This window comes from Eggerthella guodeyinii (assembly GCF_009834925.2).
GTDB lineage: Bacteria > Actinomycetota > Coriobacteriia > Coriobacteriales > Eggerthellaceae > Eggerthella > Eggerthella guodeyinii.
The window spans coordinates 1,168,725-1,190,758 of sequence record NZ_CP063310.1 but is presented as its reverse complement, the minus strand read 5'-3'; the positions used below and the strand labels follow the sequence as shown (position 1 = coordinate 1,190,758).

Here is a 22,034-nt window from a genome sequence, read left to right as displayed (position 1 = left end):
TCCTTTGCGGTCCTAGGCCTTCACCTGGTCGTACACGCCCGCCAGCTGCTCGCCCAAGCACTTGCCTTCGACGAGGCACCGACCGTGGCTGTTGCCCTGCACGTTGATGGGGTAGTCGTAAGCGTAGATGTCGCCCGCGCAGTTGCCGATGGCGTACAGGCCCTCGATCGGCTCGTCGGCGTCGTTGAGAACCTCGAACTCGTCCGAGATGTGCACGCCGCCGCACACGCCCAAGAGGCCCGGCGCCACCATGCACGCCGTGAAGGGGCCTTCCTTGATGGGGTACAGGAAGTGGCTCTCCTTGTAGAAATCGGTGTCTTCGCCGGCCTCGCAGCGCTTGTTGTACTGCTCGACGGTCGCGAGGAACTCGTCCTTGTCCACATCGAGCTGCTCCGCAAGCTCCTCGAGGGTGTCGGCGCGCTTGTAGTAGGCCGGCGTCTTTTCCAGGCCGGTCTCCACCGTCTGCGCATGGGAGTCCACCGCGGTCTGGTAGTCGGTGCCGTAGGCACGGAAGCTGTCCCAGAACATACCGCCGCCGTACTGCAAGCTGTCCAGCAGGTCGGTCTGCCAGTTGGCATCGAAGACGGACCACGCGTGATCGGATCCGCCGTTCACCATGACGCCCACGCATTTGCCCTGCACCCACGTCGCCTCGTTCATGAAGCGCTTGCCGGCGGGGTTCACGAACAGGAAGGGGCCGTGGAACGCGGCCGCCGCCTGCGGGTGCATCATGGTCGGCCACGGAGCGGCCTGGAAGGCACCGCCAGCCCAGGCGGCCATGTTGTGCCCGTCGCCCACGTTGCCCTGGTCGGAGCAAAGGCGCGTCATCACCTTGAACGCTATGGGCGCGAACTCCTCCAGATACTCGTCGTTGTAGCTCACATCGCCCGTGGCCAGCACCACGCCCTTGCTGGCGTTGTACTGCACGTACTCGCCGTCCTTGTTCTCGCAGACGGCGCCCGTCACCTTGCCGGAATCGTCCTGCACGAGCTGCACGGCGGGCATCTCGTAGACGAACTGGGCGCCGTTCTTCAGCGCCTCGGATTCGAACAGGTACTCGACGAAATCGGCCATCGTGTGCTGCTCGAAGATATCGCCGCCCATGATCATATGGTAGCAGTCGATCTCGGGATGCACCGTGCTGCGCGATCCCACCGTGACCATGCACGTGGCGCCGTTGCTCTCGGCCAAGTCGAGGAACCAGTTCATGCAGCGCTCGGACTCGCGGAACCACTTCGCCACGAGCGATTCGCGGCACCGGTTGCCGCACGTGGAAACCCAGCGTTCCATCTCGATGGACTTGTCGAAGCTGATGTCGAGCTTGTCGAGCTCGCGCGAGCCGATGGCGCCCGTGCCGCCCACCCCGTGGCCGTTCAGCATGGCGTCCTTCTCGACGAGGATCACCTTCGCGCCGTTCTCCGCCGCGCTGAGCGCGCAGCACGTGCCGGAATAGCCGCCGCCGATGACGAGCACGTCGGTGTCCACCGTCTCCTTGATCTTGTCGGCCGCGATGGGGTCGGGCTTGACCTCCCAGGTATGCTTGGCTCCCTCGGTCGCCGCGCCCGAGGCGGCCGCGTCGTCGGATGCGCCCGACGCCTGCGGGCTGCACCCCATGACGCCCAGCGCCGCCACGCCCGCCGCGCTCAACGCCGCTCCCTTGAGCAGGCTTCGCCTCGAGATTCCCGTTGACATGCTCATGCCGATCCCTCCTGATTCGTATGACTACCCTCCTGCGGACCTTCTATCCGCAGCTCGAGGCGAAGCATAGCCGTCAGATGCGCGCGCCCGCATCCCATAGTTCGGGTTGTTCGGCCCCGCCGCAGGTGGTTCGGGGGAAATCCCCAACTTTAGGGGGAGTCGCCAGGACCCGCTATTCGAACAGGTCGATGAGTTCCTGGCGCGAGTGGATGCCGGCCTTGCGATAGATGCTCTTCATATGGTCGCGCACGGTGTTCTCGGAAATGTAGAGCTTGCGCGCGATGGCCGGCACGTTGTTGCCGCGCAACACGAGCGCCACCACCTCGCGCTCGCGCTTGCTGAACGGCTCGACCAAGCCGAGCGCGTCGACGCGCGCATCCCAATGCGCGGCATCGTTGGGCTCGCCAGCTGCCGCCGCGGGGGCGGGGGCGTTCGGCACGGGGGCGACCGAAACCGCGTCCACGACGGCGAGCGGCTGGCTGCCGCCCACCACGGCCACGTCGATGGGCGCCGCACCCTGCGCGCTCGCGGCTCCGGAGGCGCGTCCGCGTCGGCGGAACGACACGAGGAACAGCACCATCGACAGCGCGTACACGCACAGGAACAGCACGTTCACGGCCAAGGCGAAATCGTAGGCGATGATGGGGTTGAGCTGCCGACCCAGCAGATCGCCGGCGAACATGGCCGCCAGCGTGGGGCCCACGCACAGCGCGTACACCTGCACCGCCGGCGCGTTGCGCTCGCTCGAATACACCGCGCACGTGACGATGAGCAGCAGGTTCAGTATCTCGAAGCCGAACAGCAGCATGCCCACCACGAGCGGGGCGAACTGCACGCCCAGCAGCGACGGCAGCATGAACACGCCGGCAACAAGGGGAAACAGCACCTGGTAGACGCGCAGCACCTCGAACCCGCGCTCCGAGAACAGCTCGATGAGCAGCACCACGGCCGCGGCCAGCGCCAGCCCGCCGATGCCCGCCGCCGACGACGCGTCGGCCGACACCATGAACAGCCCCGCCACGAGCTGCCACACGAACCCGATGGCGCAGGTGCAGAACACCGGCTTCCATAGATCCCGCACGGTGGCCGCGGCAAGCGCCTTCGTCATGCGCGGCGACGGATCGGGAGCGATGATCTCGCGCAGGCTCAACTTCAGCGACGCGGCTGCGGCGACGGGCAGCACCGCGATCGTGCACACCGCCTGCGCGATCTCGGGCAGCGCATGCAGCGCAACGCTCAGCGCCACCGACAGAACCGCCGACAGGGGGATGTAGATCGCCGTGCGCGACGCGCCTTCGGACGCGAAGAACTGCTGCCACGACACGTAGAAGAAACCGGCCGCCAACCCGAGCAGCACGCCGGCGAGCGCCGCACCGCCCACCGTGGGCTGCCCGGCGAAGAAAACGACGCGAAACGCGAGGGCGCCCAACGCCAGAATCGCGCCGGCGGGAAGCGCGTAGCGCGGCGAGAAGACGGGCGCCCGCCGCTCGACGAGCACCGCCGCGAGCACCGCGACGATGACGCACGCCTGCTGGCACGTGCTGTACAGGTCGTACGTTTCCGACGACCCGGCGTGCGGCGCCGCCAGGCCGCCGAACATGATGGCCCACACGAAGGCGAAGCCGACGTGGTACCACCGCAGCGACCGCAGCAGCGTTTGAGCTTTCACTATGGACAACGAAGCATCCTCCCCTGGTAAACTTCCGTCCAACGATACCGCATCATGCCGCGCTCGTACACCGAGCAGCGCGACGCCGAGCGGAGAACCTACCGGTCGGCGTCGAGGGGCGTTTCTATCACGGCCGACGGGATGATGGGCTCGGTGCCGTACCCCAGCACGTCCATGGTGGAATCGGCCTCCTGCGCCAGCTCGGCGTCGGCCTCGTCCAGCAGCAACGCCAGCTCCTCGGGCGTGTCGGGCAGGTCGAGGTCGTAGGCGTCGGCCAAGGCGCGCGCCTGCTCGGCGCGCAGGGCGGACAGCTCGTGCTCGCCGGCCTCGCTCAGGTAGCCCGAAGCCAGCAGCAGGCTGCGCGCGATGTACTCGGACACGCGCGGGTCGACGCCCGACACCTGCATGACGCTCGCGATGGACTCCGGCGACAGCGACAGCAGCGTGGCGCCGTCGATGTCGGTGGCGTCGCCCACGGCGCGCTCCAGCATGTTGGCGGCGTCGCGCGGGTCACGATCTTCCACCGCCCGCGACCAGCTGCGGCGGATGGCTTCCGCGAACTGCAGCAGGATGCGCATGAGGTAATCCTGTTCGAGCATGCAAGCTCCTTTCAAAGGCCCGGGCGAACCCGGGCACGCGAGGTTACGAGGATGACGGAACCTTGATTCCCAGGTGGTCGTAGGCCCGCTCGGTGCAGATGCGGCCCTTCGGCGTGCGCACGAGCAGACCCTGCTGCATGAGGTAGGGCTCGTACACGTCCTCGAGCGTGTCGGTGTCCTCCGACAGCGCCGACGCGAGCGTGGTCAGGCCCACGGGCCGGCCGCCGAACTGCACGGCCAGCAGCTCGAGGATGCGGTTGTCCACCGCGTCCAAGCCGAGCGCGTCCACCTCGAAGAAGCTGAGCGCCTGCGCGGCCACGTCCTCGTCGATGACGCCGTCGCCGCGCACTTGCGCCCAGTCGCGCACGCGCTTGAGCAGCCGGTTCGCCAAGCGCGGCGTGCCGCGGCTGCGGCGCGCGATCTCGAGCGCGCCGTCCTCCTCGATGGCGACGTCCAGGATGGACGCCGAGCGGCGCACGATGGAGGCCAGCTCCTCGGGCGAGTAGTACTGCAAGCGGAACGCGATGCCGAAGCGGTCGCGCAAAGGACCCGTCAGCAGGCCGGTGCGCGTCGTGGCGCCGACGAGCGTGAAGCGCGGCAGATCGAGGCGGATGGAGCGCGCTGCCGGCCCCTTCCCCACCACGATGTCGAGGGCGAAGTCCTCGAGCGCGGGGTAGAGCACCTCCTCCACCATGCGGTTCAGGCGGTGGATCTCGTCGATGAACAGCACGTCGCCCTCTTCGAGGTTCGTGAGGATGGCCGCGAGGTCGCCCGTGCGCTCGATGGCGGGGCCGCTCGTCGTCTTGAGGTTCGCGTCCAGCTCGTTGGCCACGACGGCCGCGAGCGTGGTCTTGCCGAGGCCCGGAGGGCCCGAGAACAGGATGTGGTCCACCACGTCGCCGCGCGCCTGCGCCGCCTCGATGAGGATGGCGAGCGATTCCTTGATCTTCGTCTGGCCCAGGTAGTCGCCCAGGCGCTTGGGGCGCAGGCTGCGGTCGAGCGCGAGGTCGTCCTCGGTGAGCGTGGGCGTCACCGCGCGCGAGCGCGCGTCGGCCGGCGGCGCATCGTCGCGCCCCGCCCCCGCGCCCGCCTCGAACACGAGCCCTTCTATTTCAATGCCGTTGTCTGCCATAGCCGCCTATCCGTCCCGACGGCGCGCGCGGCGCCGCCCGGCTTCGCCTAGTTCGTTCCCAGTCGCTTCAGCGCATATTGTAGCAGCACGCTTTCGGCCGCGCCCTCGGGAGCGCCCTTGAGCGCGACGTCAGCCTCCTCGGACGTGAAGCCCATCGACAGCAGCGCCTCCCGCGTGCCCGCGAGGTTCGCCGCCGACGCGACCACGGGCGCCGCCTCGTCGAACAGGCCCGCAAGGCCCTCGTCGAACGAGCCCTTCAGCTCGAGGATGATGCGCGACGCCGTCTTCTTGCCCACGCCGGGGATGCGCTGCACCGCGGCCACGTCCTGCGCCTGCACGGCGGCCACGAGGCCCGCGGGCGAGAACGCCGACAGCGCGGCGAGCGCCACCTTCGGCCCCACGCCGCCCACGCCGATAAGCCGCTCGAACAGCGCTTTCTCTTCCAGCGTGAGGAAGCCGAACAGCGCGAGGCCATCGTCGCGCACCTGGAGGAACGTGTGCACCTCCACGGCGGCGCCCGCCTCGGGCAGCTTCGACAGCCCGGCCTGGGACATGCCCACGGCGTAGCCGATGCCGTTCACCTCGATGTAGGCGGTCGTGGCGGTCTTCGCGGCCAGCACCCCTTTGAGAAACGCGATCATAGCCTGTCCTTTCCAGCGGAAGCATCGCACGCGGGAACGCCGCGATCGGGAACGTCGTAGGCCGCGCACGCCGCGCCCGTGCGGCGCGCAAAGCCCTCGTGGGTGGTATAGCAGATGGCGGCCGCCAGCGCGTCGGCGGCGTGGTCGGGGCGCGGGATGTCCTCGAGCGCAAGCAGCTGGCGCACCATGTACTGCACCTGGTCCTTCTCGGCCGAGCCCGTGCCCACCACCGCCAGCTTGATCTGGCTGGGCGAGAACTCCAGCACCTCGAGGTCGCGCTCGGCGCACGCCACGAGCGCGGCGCCGCGCGCCTGCCCCGTGGCGAACGCGCTCTGCACGTTCACGCCGAACCACACCGTCTCGATGCCCACGCACGCCGGCTCGAACCGCGCGATCACCGCGGCCATCTGCTCGTGTATCTTCCGCAGGCGCTGGGCCAGCGGCAGATCCTTCGCCGTGGACACGCAGCCGTACGCCGTGCACGCGAGGCGCGGCCCGCGCTGCTCCACGATGCCCCAGCCCGTGTTGGCCAGGCCGGGGTCGATCCCTAGGATGGTTCGTTCGGTGCGTGCCATCGATTCCTTCTCGTCGTCGCGCTCGCCGCGTCCGCGGCGGGCGCGTTTCGGTTGCAAACGTTTGTTCGTTGACATCCTAGCACAAAGCCCGGGAGTCAACCCTTGGAAGGCGCGCTTTTTCACAGCCTCGTCAGAGGCCGTTACCCATGCGTTCGCATCGCGACGCTCCATGCGCCCTCTTCGAGCTGGTACACTACGGGCAGACGCCCGGCCGAAGGGGAGGCGACGATGCCCAACGATACGTTCTCCATCATAGCGAAGCGGTTCTTCATCGCGACGACCGCCAACGAGCTCTGCAAGAAGACGAGCTTGGACGAGATCGCCGTCGACGAGATCTGCGAGACGGCCGGCGTGTCTCGCTCCGGCTTCTACCGCGCGTTCCACAGCAAGTACGACATCGCCCCCTGGTGCCTGCGGTTCCCGCTCGAGGAGGGTGTCGGCAAGATGGGGCGCTCGCTGACCTGCCAGGAGGGCATCGCCATCACACTTGAGATATTCGCGCTGTTCAAGGATCTGTTCAACGCCGCGAAGAAAACGTCCGAGATGCTGGTGTGCGACGAGGAGGAGCGCCGCCACGTGGTCGCCCTCATCCGCGAGACGCTGGAGACGCGCCACGGCACGAGCGTCGACGAGGCGCTGGCGTTCCAGATCGAATGGGTGACCGCGGCGGGCCTCGACGTTTCCGAGGACTGGATTCGCGGCACCATCGACAAATCGCCCGCCGAGCTGGCCGAGCTGTTTGCCAGCTGCTACCCTCCGCGGCTGCGCAAGCTGCTGGACGACCCCGTCGACCACGCCGACGACGGCGATTTCGACCTCAGCAGGTTCGTCGTGTCGATGCTGAGGCACGCGCCCGAGGAGACGCAGGCCTGAAACGCCCCGCCGCGCGCGTCCCCTGCTGGGACGGGCGCCCCTTCGCCGTCCCACGTTGGAAACGAGCGCCCCGTTCGTTTCTTGAGGATGCGCGTGCTCCGCCCGATCATGGAACGAGAATCCGAGGGGATTCCAATCCAGGGAAACGGAGGGGCATCATGGAAACAACCGATCGCACGTTCTCACGGAGGAGCTTCCTCAAAGGCGTCGGCATCGTCGGGGCCGCAGCGGCGACCGGGGCGGCGCTCGCCGGATGCGCGCCGTCCGGCGGCGACGCGCAGGAGGCGGCCGCGACGGGCGACGTTCCCGCGGTCACGCAGCGCCTGCTCGATCGCGGCATCATCGGCGCCGACCTGCCGGACGCGGCACCCATCCTCCCCGCCGAGGCGCCCGAGCGCTACGACGACGAAGCCGACGTGATCGTCGTGGGCCTGGGCGGCGGAGGGCTGGCCGCAGCGGGCTATCTGGCCGAACAGGGGCTCGAGGTCATCGCCATCGACAAGGAGGCCACCGTGGGAGGCGCGAGCCGCCACGCGGCCGGCTACGTCGACATCCTCGGCGGCACCGAGGCCCAGAACGCACTCGGGTTCCCAGGCGTGTACCGCGGCGACGACGATGCGGCCATCCGCGACGCGGAATCGAGCGCGAACTACTCCATCGACGAGAAGCTGCTGCGCACGCTCATCGACAACCACGTGGAGGCCGACGAGTGGATCACGTCGACGGAGGGCTGCAACCTCGTGTGCACCGGCGCCGCATGGAACGACGCCAGCCGCGAGGGCGGCGGGGGCGCGTTCTACAACGTGCTGGCTCAGGACAACCTCATGAACGCGCTCGAGAAGCGCGCGAAGGCGGGCGGGGCCGACATCCGCGTGCAGACGGCGGCGGCCCGGTTCGTGTTCGACGGGCAGCGCGTGACCGGCATCGTCGCCACCGACGAAGACGGCGCCGAGCACTATCTCAAGGCAAGGAAGGGGTTGATCCTCACCGCGGGCGGCATCGGCATGAACAAGGATCTCATCAGGGCGTACATCCCCAGCGCGTACGAGGGTGCCGTGCAGGGCGGCCCGATGCCCTTCCACACCGGAGAGGTGTTCCGCATGGGGCTGGGCGTAGGCGCCGACTTCTCCGGCTTCGACTCGTGGTGCTGCTGGGAAGGCGGCATCGACGAGAGCATCGCCGGCGGGGACGGCCAGTTCTGGCACTACTTCTGGCACGGCGAGCGCCAGCTGTTCCACAACCCGTGGCTCGTCATCGACAAGTACGGCCATCGCCAGCCCTACCACGCCCAGAACGTGCAGATCGACACGTACAACACCTGCCTGATAGGCGGCATGGGCGACCTGTCCACCACGAGCGCCTGGATGTCGGCCGTAGGGCACCACGTGTACAACATCTGCGACGCGAAGTTCCCCGAGGAGATATTCAAGAAGAGCGTCACCCCCGACAGCGTCAAGGACAAGTGCCGCATCCCGCTCGCCGACCCCGACCGGCTGCCCGAGAACAAGGGGCTCGTGTCCGCCGACTGGATCGGCGAGGTGGAGGCGGCCGTCGAGCGCGGCGCCGTCAAGAAGGCCGACACCATCGAGGAGCTGGCCGAGATGCTGCTGCTCGATCCCGCCGTGGTCAAGCGGGCCGTCGAGGACTACAACGCCCTGTGCGCGCAGGGCTTCGACGACGAGCTGGCCTTCCCCTACGACCCGAGCTGGCTGAGCCCCATCGACACGCCGCCCTACTACGCGGCCATCGTGGGCGGCCAGATCGGCAAGACGCTGTGCGGCCTGCGCGTGAACGATCTGTTGCAGGTTACCGACGAGGACGGCAGGACGATCCCCGGCCTGTATGCGGGCTTCTCCACCATGGGCGGCATGGACGGCGAGGGCAACTACGGCTGCCTCGCCGGCAACGGCGGCACGTACTTCGGCGGCGTCGGCAGCTCGCTGATCACCGGCTACATCGCCGCCAAGAAGCTGATCGAGCACGAGAGATAAGCGAAAGGGCCGGAAGCACCCGCCCCCGGCCCGAACACAACGGCGAAGCGGTCAGGCGTAGAGCCCGACCGCTTCGAAGTTCGCGTACATCCTCCGGTGCCAATCGCGCAGCCGATCCCTCTCCTGCTCGGTCAGGGAGACGTAGTAGCGATCCGTCGCCTGCACGAGCAGATCGCGGCCCCGCGTTGAAACAGCTCCCCCTTCCGGAGTGATCTCGACGATGAACGACCGCTTATCGTCGTCCGATCGCCGCGCCTGGACCAGTTCGCGCATGCGCAGCGATCGGACGATGCGCGAAAGGGCGCTCGTCTCGATGCGCAGCCTGCTGGCGATGTCGCCCTGCCTGAGCGGCGCGCCCTCTTCGGCGAGCAGGTCGAGCGTGCGGAACTCGCTGAGCGACAGGTGCACGCTCGACGCGAGCGTGGTGGTCCACAGCTGGTCGATATAGTGCAACGCCATGATCCATGCGGGGATGACCAGGCTCTCGTCATCGAGGGACGGCGCGCCTTCCTGGATGCCCAAGCCGTTTTCGACGAACACGCGCGAGTCGACCATCATGCCCCAATTGACGCGTTCATCGGCCGAGACCTTCCAAAACGCATCGAGCAGGGCATCGCGGATGGCGTGCGAAATGCCGTCGGCCAGATTCCGCCCGTCGACCGTCAGGCAGATCGTCGCCTTGCGGGAATCGCGCTCGTCGGCGCATTTCGACACCAGACCCCGCTCCTCCAACCTGCTGACCGCAGCCGAAACCGTGTTCCTGCGCAGCAGCAGGAACGATTTGAACTCGGACAGGCCCATGGGGCGCGCTGCGACGATCAGCTCCTGCAAGATGCAGTAGTCGGTCACCGCCACGCCGCCAGCCTGGGAGACGACCTTTTGGATGGTCCCGTTGGTGGCCGCGAGCACTTGCAGGAATTGATGGGAGAATATCGGCGTGACGCTCAAAGATGCTCCTTGCGCATGAGAAGATATTGCATATCGCGCATTATGGCAGATGCGCGGCGCGTTTCGACCGTTCGCGCGACCGTCTTCACGCGTGCGTCAAATCTCTTACGTTCCCGCGCACCGTTGCAACGGGAGCCTCTCATGTCATCGCCCCGGGAAAGAGCGCAACCCGTGCGATTCCGCACCCAACCCACCCATATTTACTTGATTGATTGACAAGTTGATTTATTGATACTACTATGGCGGAAACCGCAAGGAGGGCGCAGAGGGCGAAATGCCGTCCGCCCCCCTCGCGGTTCGAGGCTCCCCAAAGGAGCGAGGTGTTCGATGAGAGGAGCAGGGATGAAGCAGGGAGAAGGGATCCCCCGGGACGAGGGGGCGTTCGCACCAAGCAGACGCGATTTCCTGAAAGGGGCCGGCGTCGTCGCCGGAGGCCTGACCATCGCCGGGATGTTCGCCGGCTTGACGGGCTGCTCCCCCACGGAAAACGGCGCGAGCGGAGCGACGGAGCGCCAGACGATAGCGGACGATGCCGGCGGCTACCCGGTGATCGTCCACGAGACGGACGTGGTGGTGGTCGGCGGGGGCCTCGCCGGATGCACGGCTGCCCGGCGCGTCATCCAGGCGGGCAAGACGCTCGCCATCGTGGACAAGGGGCGCTTCGGGCACTCGGGAACGTCGGGCCAGAACTGGGGTGCCGATTTCATCTCGCCCGAGCTGGCCGCCGACGGAGGACAGGGCTTCTTCGAAACCATCGTCGCCGACTTCTTCGGCCTGTGCGACCAGGATTGGGCCTGGGCGTTCACGCAGGGCCTGCGCGAAGGCGCGCCCATGGTGACGGTCGAGAAGTCGGGATGCGTGCAGCAGCGCAACCCCGACGGCAGCCTGTTCGGCACGTGGTCGTCCGAAACGCCCATGTCCGATACGTTCGGGAACAAGGTGCGCCGCTTCGCCCAGATGCTGCATCGCATGGGCGCCGACGTGTACGACTACACCATGATGGTGGACATCATGCAGGACGGAGACGGCCATTGCGCGGGGATCGTGGCCATCGACCTGAAGACCGGCGCGGCCCACGTGTTCCGCGCCAAGGAGACCATCCTGGCGACCGGCGTCAATTCGTGGGCGATGAAGCCCTCCATCATGGGGCCCGAGGACACCGGCGACGGCCACGCCGTCTTGGCCAAGCGCGGCGTGCCGCTCTGGGACATGGAGATGACCACGTTCGACTACACGGTGATCAAGCCCTACAGCATGGCGGGAGCCGTGAACGAGCATGCGGGCATCCTCACGCTGAACTCGTCGGTGTGGGACCGCGCGCAGAACTCCCAGGGCGACAAGTACTGCACCGACTACTTCACCAGCGCGGAGCACGAAGCGAACCCCGCAGCCGGGTTCGTCACGTTCGAGCTGCTCACCATGCAGCAGATCATGGGCGGCGAGTCCATCTACATGGATTGCACCGGCATCGACCGCGACCATCCGATGTATCCCTACGGCATGATGCACGGCTTCTTCGACGACGTGCCCGAAGTGGGCTATTCCTACGCGAAAGCGGAGGAATGCCAGCAGGCCTGCATCACCTCGTGCGGGCACGTGCGCCAAAGCGCCACGATGGAAACCGACATCCCCGGGCTGTACAGCGCCATGCAGGGCCTCACCTACTACGGGCAGAGCCAGGCGTTCGGCCAGGGCTGGGTGGCCGGAGCGGCGGCGGCCGCGGCAGCGGACGAGATCGCGCTGCCCGCGTTCGACATGACGGAGGTGAAGCAGGTGCTCGACGGCGTGTACGGGCATCTGACCAAGGAGCAGCCGTCGAACGGCATCCGCGCCGCCACCTTGCTGGAGAGCATCCGCGACAACTCGGCGAGCTTGCGCTACCCGCGCGACGCCGACGGGATCAAAACGGCCATCGACGGCTACGCGAAGCTTCGCGGCGAAGGCCTGCCCGCCATGTACTGCGCCTCCTCCAGCCGCACGATGAACATCGAGTGGAAGAACGCCATCGAGGCCGAGCACGTGCTGATGTGCGGCGAGGCCATCGCGCTGGCTTCGGACCTGCGCAAAGAGACGCGCCCGTGGTTCTACCGCTCGGACTATCCCAAGATCGACAACGACAACTGGTTCAAGAACATCACGTGCTCGTATCGCGACGGATCGTGGACGCTGGGCACGGAAGAGGTCAACGCGAGCCGTATCAAGGCCGACGACGTCAAGAGCATGCTGATGGACATCGACCTGGATGCGACCATTTAGGCGAAAGGAGCAGAAACCATGGCTGAACCGATCACGTTGAACGTTCAAAGGTTCGATCCGTCGACCGACGCGGAACCCTACGTCGTCGCCTACGAGGTGCCGGTGGACGACGCGGCGGCGAACGAGGTGTGGACCGTGCTCAAGGCGCTGCACTACATCCATCGCAACGTCGAGCCGATCACGTACGACTATAACTGCCGCTGGGGAGGGTGCGGCCGCTGCGGCGTCGCCGTCGACGGCGTGCCCAAGCTGGCGTGCTGGGCGCGCGTCGAACCCGGAAAATCATACCGGGTGGAGCCGCTCGCCGGCTTCCCCATCGTCAAGGACCTCATGGTGGACAACGCCCGAGCCTACGACCGCTTTGTGCAGTCCGACCTGTCGATCAAGACGTACCGGCCCATGGACGAGGTGCGCGCGCTCGATGCGGACGTATGGTGGGGCAAGGCGGACGGCAGCGACGACGCGGTGTCGCTCAAGCGCTTCAACCGCTGCCGGGAGTGCATGTCGTGCTACACCGTGTGCACCGCGCTCAACGACATGAACCGCTGGGATTCGTTCATCGGCCCTGGCGCCATGATGCAGATCGCAGCCCGCTACCTGGACACCGAGGACCAGTCCGACCGCCTGTCGCAAGCGGTGTTCTCGGGCGTGAGCCAGTGCATGCACTGCGGGAACTGCACGAGCGTGTGCCCGGCGCACATCGACATCGAGGCCGTCAACCGGAAGCTGCTCGACGACGCCGTCGCGCGCGGCTTGATCGACGGAAAGGAAGCGGCGACCCCGTCCTACCCGCTGCTGTAGCTGCCAGGCACCGACGACGAGGAACCCCGCGAGCTTGGCACCCGCGGGGTTCCTCGTCGATCAATCGTCGATGGGCCACTTGACTCCGGTTTCGCGCCAATTCTGCCAGTCGAGCGCGTCGCCGGTTATCTCCCATTGCTTGATGAAGGTGTACTCGTGCTCGGGACCTACGACCGAGGTGGCGTTGTAGTAGCGGGGACGCTCGGCATCGGGGACATCGAACACGTTCATGCCCGCGTACGAGGAACTGTCGCCCCCGGCGGCTTCGAGCAGCGTCGCCGCAAGGTCGATATGGCCTGTCGGCACCGAAGAGGACTTGATGGGTTCGTCGGATCCTCCCGTTTCCGTCGAAGGCTTCACGAGCAGCATAGGGCTCGTCGGCCCGGTTATCTCGTCAGCCAGATACCATTCGCCATGGTCTGCGGTCACCACGATGGTGGCGTCGTCGTACACGCCGAGCTCCTTGAGCTCCTTCAAGTACTCGCTCACGATATGGAGGGAGCCGAGACCTTGTTCGACGACGTCGGTACCGCCCTCGACGACCTCGACGTCGCGATTCAGCGTGAACGGCGCGTGGGTGCCGGCCAGGTGGATGAGACGGAAGCTCCCTTCCTCCCCGCCATCCGTCGTGCTCAAACCTTGCTCTTCGAGCATCGCATAGTATTTCGCATCGTCCATGGTCCACAACGAGTCCATCGAGTTTTCAGCGTTGCCGCCCAGCGCAGCATTGTTCACCTGGTCGGTGTAGAACCAGAACGGCGGCTTCAGCACCCAAGGAAGATCACGGTACAGCGAACATTTCACCAACATCGCAACCGACGACAGGTAATCGATCTCACGCTCAGGCTGCCTGACATTCTGCACCTTCTCGGAGAGCGCGCCGATCGCATCGTGGATGTCGGTGGCGTACAGGTACGTCTCGTATCCCTGCGCGTTAATGTCGTCGATCAAGCCCTGCTGCGTGTACCAGTCGATGATCAGCGACGTGGAGAAGGTCTCGTCCTCCGTCTCGAGGGTTCGGCCCGTCAACATCGAGGCCATGGCGTAGCGCGTGGGGATCATCGATCCGGTCGAATTCTCGAACCAGGTGAACCCGGTGAACTCGTCGAAGCAACCCGGATCGGCCGCTACCGCCTCCTCCAGGTATTTCGTGTCGAACGTATCGAGCACGAACATGATGATGTTGTTCTGTGCAGAGACCTCCGAAACGCCGTCTGTGGTTACGGACGGCCTCGCGTCGACGGGAGTCAGCCCGTTTTCAGACGGCGTGGTGAGAAGAAGGCCCAGGCTAACCGATTGAGCAACGATGCCCACCATGCACAGCGTCGCGGCGACGCCTTTGAACGTCAGCGACTTCTTCAGCGACAGGAACACGGCGAGCGCGATCAAAGCGACCCATACGGCGGCGCTCGCCACCGTAACGGCCGTGTAGTCTTCCCAGACGACCTGCGTTCCATCGGCGGCAGGAAGCGAGGTGTTCAAGAACATCGCTTGAATATAGGCCGCAACGCCCACGGCTGCAATGATCGCAAAGCACACGTTGAACGCCTTCCCTCGCAACAGAGAGAGCGCCAAAGCGAGCGCGATGGAGCCCAGAAGCGCGACGACGGCGAAGGGGACCCAGACGTCCGCCGCCGTAAAGAGCAGGCTGCCCACGCTGCTTGCGACGATTTCGAGCGGACCCACCACCACGAGCGTGTAGAACAGCATGAGCGCTGCCGCCAACGCGAACAGAAAACGCGTGCCCCAGCACAGCTTTTCGGGCCTATTCGATTTCAGCTCGGTCTTCATCCTCCGCGCTTCCACATCCGCGCGTTCGAGACGATCCCGATATCCGGGCGCGTCGCCGTCGAGCGCATGAACCGCGCCCTCGACATGCTTCCCCTCGTTCTCGTCGATGCGGAGTATCCGGAGCAGATGCTTGCGCACGCGGCGCCAAACCACGCCGAGCACGGCGGAAAGCGCCACCGCGACGCCCGCCAGCGCCTGTATGGTGTAGGTCATGACGGAAGGATCGACGTAGGCGTAGGCCGGCGGGGCGAACCCGAGCACCAGAACACCGGCGATCAGAGCCGGAAACATCCCGTCCGCTACGACCAGGCCGCCGCGCACGAGAATGCGCTTTGCTTCCCTATTCGCCATGGTGCACCGCCTCGGAGGCCTCGACGCTGCCATCCTGCTTCGCGAGCATGCGGCCGAGCAGATAGGCGCCAGCGACCTCGCCGCCGCGCCCCCTATGGTAGATCATGCGCGAGCGCACCTCCTCGATACGGTCCCGCCACGCTTCGGTATGGGAAATCATGTCGTCCACGACGTCGCCCAACCGGGCCAACTCTTCCACGGCCAACGATGTGCCGATCTGGTTGCGGATGGTCAGGTCGGTCGGCTCGATGCCGAGTTCCTCCCAATCAGGATTGCTCACCTTCATGGGCGTATCCACGAAAACGGAGGGCTTCATAGTGGTGAACGAGAACTCGCAGGCGATCGAGGACCAGTCGGTGACCAGCACGTCGGCATCGTAAATCGAATCCGACGTGGTAAAGTCCTGCTCGAAGTAGATATCGTCACGCGACCACGATGCGTAACGCTGCTGCAGCGATTCCCATCGCGCATGGTAGCGTTTGGTGTATTCGGGGTGCGGGCGCACGATCACGCTGTACCCGCGTCCCAGCAAAGGCTCGATGACTTCGTCTGCGCACAAGTCGAGCAGGCAGTCCTCCTGCCACGATGGGGCAACGAGGATGACGGGGCGCTGGGCTTGGGGTGCCTCGCGCAAGGCATAAGCGGCAATCTGCCTATCGAGCAGGTCGTATCCGCATTCCACGAGGTTGCGCGCCGGAAGGCCTCGCACCTCTTCTGCCCGCTCGAGTTCTTCCTTCTGATGGGGGCCGACGCACAAAACGGTGTCGTAGTGGTCGAGCGCTTCCCGAGAGGAAACCAGATGGGTGGACGTCATATGGTGGAACAGGTATACGTATTCGACGTCTTTGCGGATGTAGGAGCGCTTGATGTAGAAGTTCTCCAGATCGTCGAGCGTCATCACGGCCACGTCGCATTCGAGCTTCATCATGAGCGTGATCAGGCGCTTGTCGCCGATGTAGTACGGAACGAGACGGGGTTTGCTCTTTTGCAGCTCGAAAACCTGGTCGTTGGGGTCGCTCGTGACGTAATGGATGTTCACGTCCGAGTTCGATAGCAGCCACTCGATCGCACCCTGGAAATACTTGTAGAACCCGCTGCGCTCGGAGTAGAACACGATGTGCTTGCCTACCACGCTCATGAAGCGCTTGTAGTCTTCCTTTTCGCGCTTCGCCAGAGGATCGCGCTTGTACCAGGGCGTCTTCCTCGCCGTGTAGGCGTTGAGCTCGTCAAGCTCGACGCGGCTTGCGGCAAGCTCGTCGTAGTCGATGTACTTCGAGGGCTTGATGATCAGGTTGCACAGCGCCTGCACGATGATGGCCATCAGGTTCGAGCATATCCAGTAGAAGGCCATGCCGGCCGCCACGTACACGCCCAGAACGAGCGACAGGACGATGGAAAGCCCGTTGGTGGTGTTCTTCTCCATCTTGGACTGCTCACGCTGCAGAGGGTTGATCCTGTTCTGGGCGAAGCCCATCACCACCGCGGACAAACCCGCCAAAAGCGGCATGATCCACGAAAGCCCTCCGTCTTCCACCGGCACCATGCCCAAGAACTCGGTTCCCGGAGCGCCGTGGTCGGTGATGCCGTGAATCACTTCCACCAATCCGAACAGGACGATGATCTGCACCGCCAGCGGTATGAGCGAGAGCAGCGGATGGTAATGGTGCTTCTTGTTCAGCACGGTCTGCTTCTCGCCGATGGCCTCGGCGTCGCCGAAGTACTTCACCTTGATGCGATTGAGTTCGGGCATGATCTTGACCATGACGATGCTGTTCCACTGGCACCAGAGCGACAGCGGCATCAGGATGATCTTGATGATGACGGTGAACAGCAAAATGGCCATCCACCAGTTTCCCGTCAGATCGTAGCATGGCTGCACGATGTACGAGAAAAGATGCGCAAGCGCTTCCAACATGTTTGTTCTTCCCCTGTCCCCTTCGCGCAAAAACGCGGAGCGCAGCGCCAGCACGCCGAACGGTGCGGGCGGTCGTCGATCGATGAATCAAGCAAGCAACCAGCTATTATACACAAGGGCAACGCCGCAGGGGACACGGCAGCTTCGCAACGCGCGTCGCCGGTCGCCTGGGCGCGAATCGGGACCTGTGACAATTTCCCAAGCGGATTCCGTTCCAGCTTCCTACCCGAGACGGGAAAGGGCCAGGTGGCATTTCGCAGCGCCGCCGGCAAAGGCGATCCGAGGCCCTCGATTTTGCCATGGCTGCCGATTTGCGTCCAAAACGTCGAAGACCGAGCGATGCCCCGAGGCGCCTCGACCCTGCGCGGTTCTGCGCTAAAGAAAGAATAGGAACGAACGGTTCACGTGAACCATTCGTTCCGATCCCCTATTCGGCGCGTAACGCCCGACCGGGTTACGCGGCCCCGCTCCCGGTCGAGGCGTCGGCCGGAAGCGTATGCGCCGTCGCGTTCCCGCCTCCCCATGTGCGGAAAAATCGGGGTTTTGGCAATCTTTCCCCTGCTTCGCCGTCGCGGGACGCCGCCGTCGCGGTCTCGGGCGGAGAAACCCCAGGTCGAGAGTTCTTCGCAGCGGGGAACCGGGGGCCGAGTTGCCAAAAGCCCGATTTTCCCGCACGCAAGAGAGCCCGAAGCGGCGCGGCCGGGACGCGGCCGGCGCGGCGGTGCCCCGTCGAGGCGGGCGGCCCGCCGGGCATCATGCGCCGAATAGGGAGTCGGAACATTCGTTCGCAAGGAACGCAAAAAACCGCCGCAAGCAGCGAGCTTGCAGCGGTTTTGCGTTCTGCGTTTCTGTTCCGAACCCGCTACTCGTCCAGGGCTTCGGCGATTTCGTCGGTGATGTCCATCACGTGGTAGACGTTCTGGAGGTCTTCGAGCTCCTCGAGGCGGTCGATGAGGCGCATGACCTTCTTCGCGTCGGAGACGCTCACCGTCGCGGGCGTGGTGGGCATCATGGTCATCTCGGCGCCCTTCGTGACGACGTCGGCTGCCTCGAGCGCCTTCTTCACGGCCATGAGGTCGCTCGGGGACGTGTAGACGATCCACTCGTCATCGGCGTCCTCGTAGTCGTCGCCGCCCGCCTCGGCGACGGCGAGCATGAACTCCTCCTCGTCGGCCGCGGCGCCGTTCGGCTTCACGGGATTCTTCTTGTCGCCGGTCTCGACCTCTTTGGGAACCATGATCTGGCCCTTGCGCTCGAACTGGAACGCGACGGAGCCGGACGTGCCCAGGTTGCCGCCCGCATGGCTGAAGGCCGCGCGCACGTCGGCGGCGGTGCGGTTGCGGTTGTCGGTCAGCGCCTCGCACAGCACGGCGATGCCGGCCGGGCCGTAGCCCTCGTACACGACGGTCTCGTAGTTCGCGGCGTCCTTGCCGGAACCGAAGGCCTTGTCGATGGCGACCTTGATCTTATCTTTCGGCAGGGAGTAGCCCTTGGCCTTCTCGATGGCGGCCGCAAGCGATGCGTTGTTGTCGGGATTCGGGTCGCCGCCCTCTTTCGCCGCCACCGTGATGTTGCGCGACAGCTTGGAGAACAAGGCCGAGCGCTTCGCGTCCTGCGCCGCCTTGCGATGTTTCGTTGTAGCCCACTTTGAATGCCCAGACATATGCGTCCCTTCCACCATAGCAATACCAGCCGAGTATTCTAGCACATCAGTCAAATCCCCCGGTCGCCCTTCGCACGGTCTTCAAAAACGCAGGACGCAGGTTTCGGGATAGTCACAGGACGGCTGCGGATTGGTAAGGAAGCGAACAGGCCAGCTCATCGACCGTACAATGACCGACGTCGAGGATCTCTCAAGGGCTGATCCTCCGAAACAACGTGCCATACGGAAGGAGCACTGCCATGAAGGGAAACCCGGAACTTATCGATAAGCTGAACTATCTGCTTGCTGGCGAATTGACCGCCATCAGCCAGTACATGGTGCATGCGGAGATGTGCGAGGATTGGGGCTACGATCGCTTGAGCGAGAGCTTCAAGAAGCGCTCCATCACCGAGATGCATCACGCCGAGCGCCTCATCGAGCGCATCCTGTTCCTCGAGGGCACGCCCATCGTGTCCAAGCTCGACCAGTTCAGCATCGGGTCCGCTGTGCCTGAGCAGGTGGACAACGACCACGCGATGGAAGTGCAGACGGTGAAGGACTACAACGACGCCATCGTGCTGGCCGGCGACGTGCTGGACTACGCCACGCGCGAGGTGCTGCAAGCCATCCTCAAGGACGAGGATCGCCACGTCGACGAGCTGGAGGACCTGCAGGACCAGATCGAGCAGATGTCGCTGCAGATCTTCCTGTCCACGCAGAACTAGCGTTTCCGCCCTCGCGCCGCGAGCGACCATGCGCGGCGCGAGGGCGCAGCCGGTGCGCGCTTTACCGAGATAAAGCGCGCACCGGCTGAACGGTGGTTGACAACGGGTTGCGGCCTGAGCACTATAGGAGGATGCAGCAAGCAACGGCGACGAGCCGCGCTTCAACGGAGCCGCCCGCCATCCTCGAAGGAGACCTCATGCGCAACATCCACTGCCTCAACAACATCTCGGCGTACGGCACCGATCTCTTCACCGACGACTACGAGCTCATCGACGCCCTCGACCAGGCCGAGGGCGTTCTGGTGCGCAGCGCCGCGCTGCACGACACCGCGTTCCCCGCTAGCCTGCTGGCCATCGCCCGCGCCGGCGCCGGCGTGAACAACATCCCGCTCGACCGCTGCGCCGAGGAGGGCATCGTGGTGTTCAACACCCCCGGCGCGAACGCGAACGCCGTGAAGGAGATCGTGGTGTGCGGCCTCATGCTGGGCAGCCGCGACATCGCCGGCGGCATCGCCTGGTGCCGGCACAACGCCGACGACGAGAACATCGCGAAGGCGGCCGAGAAGGCGAAGAAGGCGTTCGCCGGACGCGAGGTGAAGGGCAAGAAGCTGGGCGTCATCGGCCTGGGCGCCATCGGGGCCGAAGTGGCCAACATCGCTATCGACCTGGGCATGGACGTGTACGGTTACGATCCGTACGTGTCGGTGGGCGCCGCGTGGCGCATCTCGAGCGCCGTCCATCACGTGACGAACCTCGACGACATCTTCCGCACCTGCGACTACATGACCATCCACGTGCCGGCCATGGACGGCACCATCGGCATGATCGACGAGCGCGCCTGCTCGCTCATGAAGGACGGGGCCGTGTTCCTGAACTTCTCGCGCGACACGCTCGTGAACAACGAGGCCATGGCCGCCGCGCTGGCCTCCGGCAAGGTGCACGCCTACATCACCGACTTCGCCACGCCCGAGGTCATGCGGATGGATCGCGCCATCGTGCTGCCCCACCTGGGTGCCTCCACCGCCGAGGCCGAGGACAACTGCGCCATGATGGCCGTGCGCGAGCTCATGGACTACCTGGAGAACGGCAATATCGCGAACTCCGTGAACTACCCCGCCTGCGACATGGGCCCCGTGCCCGACGGCCTGCGCCGCGTGGCCGTGCTGCACGCGAACGTGCCGAACGCCATCGCCCGCATCACGAACGTGTTCGGCGACGCCGGCGTGAACATCGAGAACATGGTGAACAAGGCACGCGGCGACAACGCCTACACGATGCTCGACCTCGACGCCGGCACCCCGGGGCACCCCGACGACGCCATCGACCGTCTGAACGCCATCGAGGGCGTCCGCCGCGTCCGCGTGGTGAAGTAGCGGCGTCGCACGCCGACGAAGCCCCGACGCAGGAAGGACCCTTCGAGACGCTCCGGCGGTTTCCCTACGGCACGAGGACGTTCAGGGCGTGGGGGACGACGGCGATGTCGAAGGCGCGGCCTTCGATGAGCTCGCCGTCCATCTGGGCGGGCGGGGCCTCGTCGAACTCGACGCGCAGGGTGCGGCACTGGCGCAGCTCCACCTGCTTGAAGCGGACGTGCTTGCCGTCCTTGGCGCGCAGGAAGATGTAGAGGGCGCGGGCGGCGCTGACGGGCGGGTGCGCGATGCACACGTCGAGCAGGCCGTCGTCGATGCGCGCGTCGGGGCAGATCTTGAAGCCGCCGCCATAGTAGGGCCCGATCTGCACGGCGAACGTGATGGACCGGGCCTCCACCGGCTCGCCCCCGTCGAACGACACGCGGTAGCGTCGCAGGTCGAGATGATGGAGCAGCTGGTCGACGCCGCTTTCCATGTAGAGGATGGTGCCCGTGCGGCCCGTGCGCACGCGGCGCTCCATCGTGTCGAGGGCGATGGCGGCGTCGAGACCGAACGAGAGCGTCTCCACGAACCAGCAGCCGTTGACGCTTCCCACGTCCGCCGGGTGCGCGTGCGCCGTCAGCAGCTGGGCGCACGCCTCGTCCACCTTGCCGGAGATGCCGAGCGTGCGCGCGTAGTCGTTGCCCGACCCCACGGGGATCACCCCGAGCGTCGGCCGCTGCGCTTCCGGACGCCGCATGAGGCCGCTCGCCACCTCGTGGATGACGCCGTCGCCGCCGAGCGCGATCACCGTCGCGCAGCCTTCGGCCCGCTCGGCGATCTCGGAAGCGTGCCGCGGCCCCGCCGTGCGGACGAGCACGACCGCGTCCTCCCCCAGCTGCGCGCGCAGCAGGGCAACGGCGCGCTCCGCCGCGGCGGCCCCGTTGCCGTTCTGCGCGGCGGGATTCGCGATGAGCAGGGTGGTTCCCTCGGATACCGGCATGGGCGTCCTTTCGACGTTGGAACGGCGAGCCGCCAGCGCGCCCGCGATGGTGCCTATTATAGGCGAAGGAACCCG

The 22,034-nt window shown here is 65.8% G+C and carries 17 protein-coding genes; 6 read left to right on the top strand and 11 right to left on the bottom strand.

Annotated features, from left to right (window positions below; translation table 11 throughout):
- Positions 1–12: 12 nt before the first annotated feature.
- From GS424_RS04770 to ruvC, 6 genes are all read right to left on the bottom strand, one after another.
- A complete protein-coding gene (locus GS424_RS04770; RefSeq protein ID WP_160942877.1) occupies positions 13–1,698 on the bottom strand; it encodes an FAD-dependent oxidoreductase in 1,686 nt (561 codons plus the stop codon).
- 172 nt (positions 1,699–1,870) lie between these two features.
- Complete coding sequence (locus GS424_RS04765; RefSeq protein WP_244977719.1) at positions 1,871–3,367, bottom strand: helix-turn-helix transcriptional regulator; 1,497 nt, start codon at positions 3,365–3,367, stop codon at positions 1,871–1,873.
- 98 nt (positions 3,368–3,465) lie between these two features.
- Positions 3,466–3,966, bottom strand: a complete 501-nt coding sequence (locus tag GS424_RS04760) for a hypothetical protein (protein WP_015760318.1) — start codon at positions 3,964–3,966, stop codon at positions 3,466–3,468.
- A 43-nt stretch (positions 3,967–4,009) separates the two neighbouring features.
- Complete coding sequence (gene ruvB / locus GS424_RS04755) at positions 4,010–5,098, bottom strand: Holliday junction branch migration DNA helicase RuvB (RefSeq protein ID WP_160942879.1); 1,089 nt, start codon at positions 5,096–5,098, stop codon at positions 4,010–4,012.
- Between the two features lie 47 nt (positions 5,099–5,145).
- Positions 5,146–5,739 carry a Holliday junction branch migration protein RuvA gene (gene ruvA / locus GS424_RS04750; RefSeq protein ID WP_015760316.1) on the bottom strand — a complete coding sequence of 198 codons (594 nt, stop codon included), beginning with the start codon at positions 5,737–5,739 and terminating at the stop codon, positions 5,146–5,148.
- A complete protein-coding gene (gene ruvC / locus GS424_RS04745) occupies positions 5,736–6,314 on the bottom strand; it encodes a crossover junction endodeoxyribonuclease RuvC (RefSeq protein WP_015760315.1) in 579 nt (192 codons plus the stop codon). Before ruvC ends, ruvA begins: the two co-directional genes overlap by 4 nt.
- Positions 6,315–6,542: 228 nt before the next feature.
- On the opposite strand from ruvC, the gene GS424_RS04740 reads away from it, so the two are divergent.
- Both GS424_RS04740 and GS424_RS04735 read left to right on the top strand, forming a co-directional pair.
- A complete protein-coding gene (locus GS424_RS04740; RefSeq protein ID WP_015760312.1) occupies positions 6,543–7,187 on the top strand; it encodes a TetR/AcrR family transcriptional regulator in 645 nt (214 codons plus the stop codon).
- Between the two features lie 158 nt (positions 7,188–7,345).
- Entirely contained in the window at positions 7,346–9,178 is a 1,833-nt protein-coding gene (locus tag GS424_RS04735) for an FAD-binding protein (RefSeq protein WP_160942880.1), read from the top strand.
- A 51-nt stretch (positions 9,179–9,229) separates the two neighbouring features.
- Here the strand turns inward: GS424_RS04735 and GS424_RS04730 are convergent, their stop codons facing one another.
- On the bottom strand, positions 9,230–10,126 hold the full coding sequence (locus GS424_RS04730; protein ID WP_160942881.1) for a MarR family winged helix-turn-helix transcriptional regulator: 897 nt from the start codon (positions 10,124–10,126) through the stop codon (positions 9,230–9,232).
- A 342-nt stretch (positions 10,127–10,468) separates the two neighbouring features.
- Here GS424_RS04730 and GS424_RS04725 point away from each other — a divergent pair, with 342 nt between their 5' ends.
- Together GS424_RS04725 and GS424_RS04720 are read left to right on the top strand one after the other, a co-directional pair.
- Positions 10,469–12,382 carry an FAD-dependent oxidoreductase gene (locus GS424_RS04725; RefSeq protein ID WP_160942882.1) on the top strand — a complete coding sequence of 638 codons (1,914 nt, stop codon included), beginning with the start codon at positions 10,469–10,471 and terminating at the stop codon, positions 12,380–12,382.
- 18 nt (positions 12,383–12,400) lie between these two features.
- Entirely contained in the window at positions 12,401–13,183 is a 783-nt protein-coding gene (locus GS424_RS04720) for a 2Fe-2S iron-sulfur cluster-binding protein (protein WP_160942883.1), read from the top strand.
- Between the two features lie 60 nt (positions 13,184–13,243).
- Here the strand turns inward: GS424_RS04720 and GS424_RS04715 are convergent, their stop codons facing one another.
- From GS424_RS04715 to GS424_RS04705, 3 genes are all read right to left on the bottom strand, one after another.
- Positions 13,244–15,295: a sulfatase-like hydrolase/transferase gene (locus GS424_RS04715; protein WP_244977678.1), complete on the bottom strand. Its 2,052-nt coding sequence runs from the start codon at positions 15,293–15,295 to the stop codon at positions 13,244–13,246.
- 19 nt (positions 15,296–15,314) lie between these two features.
- Positions 15,315–17,240 (bottom strand): membrane protein insertase YidC, encoded by a 1,926-nt coding sequence (yidC, locus tag GS424_RS04710; protein WP_160942885.1) that lies wholly within the window; start codon positions 17,238–17,240, stop codon positions 15,315–15,317.
- Between the two features lie 862 nt (positions 17,241–18,102).
- A complete protein-coding gene (locus GS424_RS04705) occupies positions 18,103–18,903 on the bottom strand; it encodes a YebC/PmpR family DNA-binding transcriptional regulator (RefSeq protein WP_015760310.1) in 801 nt (266 codons plus the stop codon).
- 239 nt (positions 18,904–19,142) lie between these two features.
- On the opposite strand from GS424_RS04705, the gene bfr reads away from it, so the two are divergent.
- Together bfr and GS424_RS04695 are read left to right on the top strand one after the other, a co-directional pair.
- On the top strand, positions 19,143–19,607 hold the full coding sequence (gene bfr / locus GS424_RS04700) for a bacterioferritin (RefSeq protein WP_160942886.1): 465 nt from the start codon (positions 19,143–19,145) through the stop codon (positions 19,605–19,607).
- Between the two features lie 197 nt (positions 19,608–19,804).
- Positions 19,805–20,980, top strand: coding sequence for a phosphoglycerate dehydrogenase (locus tag GS424_RS04695; RefSeq protein ID WP_160942887.1), 1,176 nt, complete (start codon positions 19,805–19,807; stop codon positions 20,978–20,980).
- Between the two features lie 64 nt (positions 20,981–21,044).
- On the opposite strand, the gene GS424_RS04690 is transcribed toward GS424_RS04695, so the two are convergent.
- The gene (locus GS424_RS04690; protein ID WP_154334763.1) at positions 21,045–21,959 is read right to left on the bottom strand and encodes a diacylglycerol/lipid kinase family protein; all 915 of its coding nucleotides are present in this window, start codon (positions 21,957–21,959) and stop codon (positions 21,045–21,047) included.
- Positions 21,960–22,034 lie beyond the last annotated feature (75 nt).

Coding starts and splice junctions, on each gene's coding strand:
- GS424_RS04770 (WP_160942877.1), bottom strand. CDS start 1,698: ATGAGCATGTCAACGGGAATCTCGAGGCGAAGCCTGCTCAAGGGAGCG.
- GS424_RS04760 (WP_015760318.1), bottom strand. CDS start 3,966: ATGCTCGAACAGGATTACCTCATGCGCATCCTGCTGCAGTTCGCGGAA.
- ruvB (WP_160942879.1), bottom strand. CDS start 5,098: ATGGCAGACAACGGCATTGAAATAGAAGGGCTCGTGTTCGAGGCGGGC.
- ruvA (WP_015760316.1), bottom strand. CDS start 5,739: ATGATCGCGTTTCTCAAAGGGGTGCTGGCCGCGAAGACCGCCACGACC.
- ruvC (WP_015760315.1), bottom strand. CDS start 6,314: ATGGCACGCACCGAACGAACCATCCTAGGGATCGACCCCGGCCTGGCC.
- GS424_RS04740 (WP_015760312.1), top strand. CDS start 6,543: ATGCCCAACGATACGTTCTCCATCATAGCGAAGCGGTTCTTCATCGCG.
- GS424_RS04735 (WP_160942880.1), top strand. CDS start 7,346: ATGGAAACAACCGATCGCACGTTCTCACGGAGGAGCTTCCTCAAAGGC.
- GS424_RS04725 (WP_160942882.1), top strand. CDS start 10,469: ATGAAGCAGGGAGAAGGGATCCCCCGGGACGAGGGGGCGTTCGCACCA.
- GS424_RS04720 (WP_160942883.1), top strand. CDS start 12,401: ATGGCTGAACCGATCACGTTGAACGTTCAAAGGTTCGATCCGTCGACC.
- yidC (WP_160942885.1), bottom strand. CDS start 17,240: ATGTTGGAAGCGCTTGCGCATCTTTTCTCGTACATCGTGCAGCCATGC.
- GS424_RS04705 (WP_015760310.1), bottom strand. CDS start 18,903: ATGTCTGGGCATTCAAAGTGGGCTACAACGAAACATCGCAAGGCGGCG.
- bfr (WP_160942886.1), top strand. CDS start 19,143: ATGAAGGGAAACCCGGAACTTATCGATAAGCTGAACTATCTGCTTGCT.
- GS424_RS04695 (WP_160942887.1), top strand. CDS start 19,805: ATGCGCAACATCCACTGCCTCAACAACATCTCGGCGTACGGCACCGAT.
- GS424_RS04690 (WP_154334763.1), bottom strand. CDS start 21,959: ATGCCGGTATCCGAGGGAACCACCCTGCTCATCGCGAATCCCGCCGCG.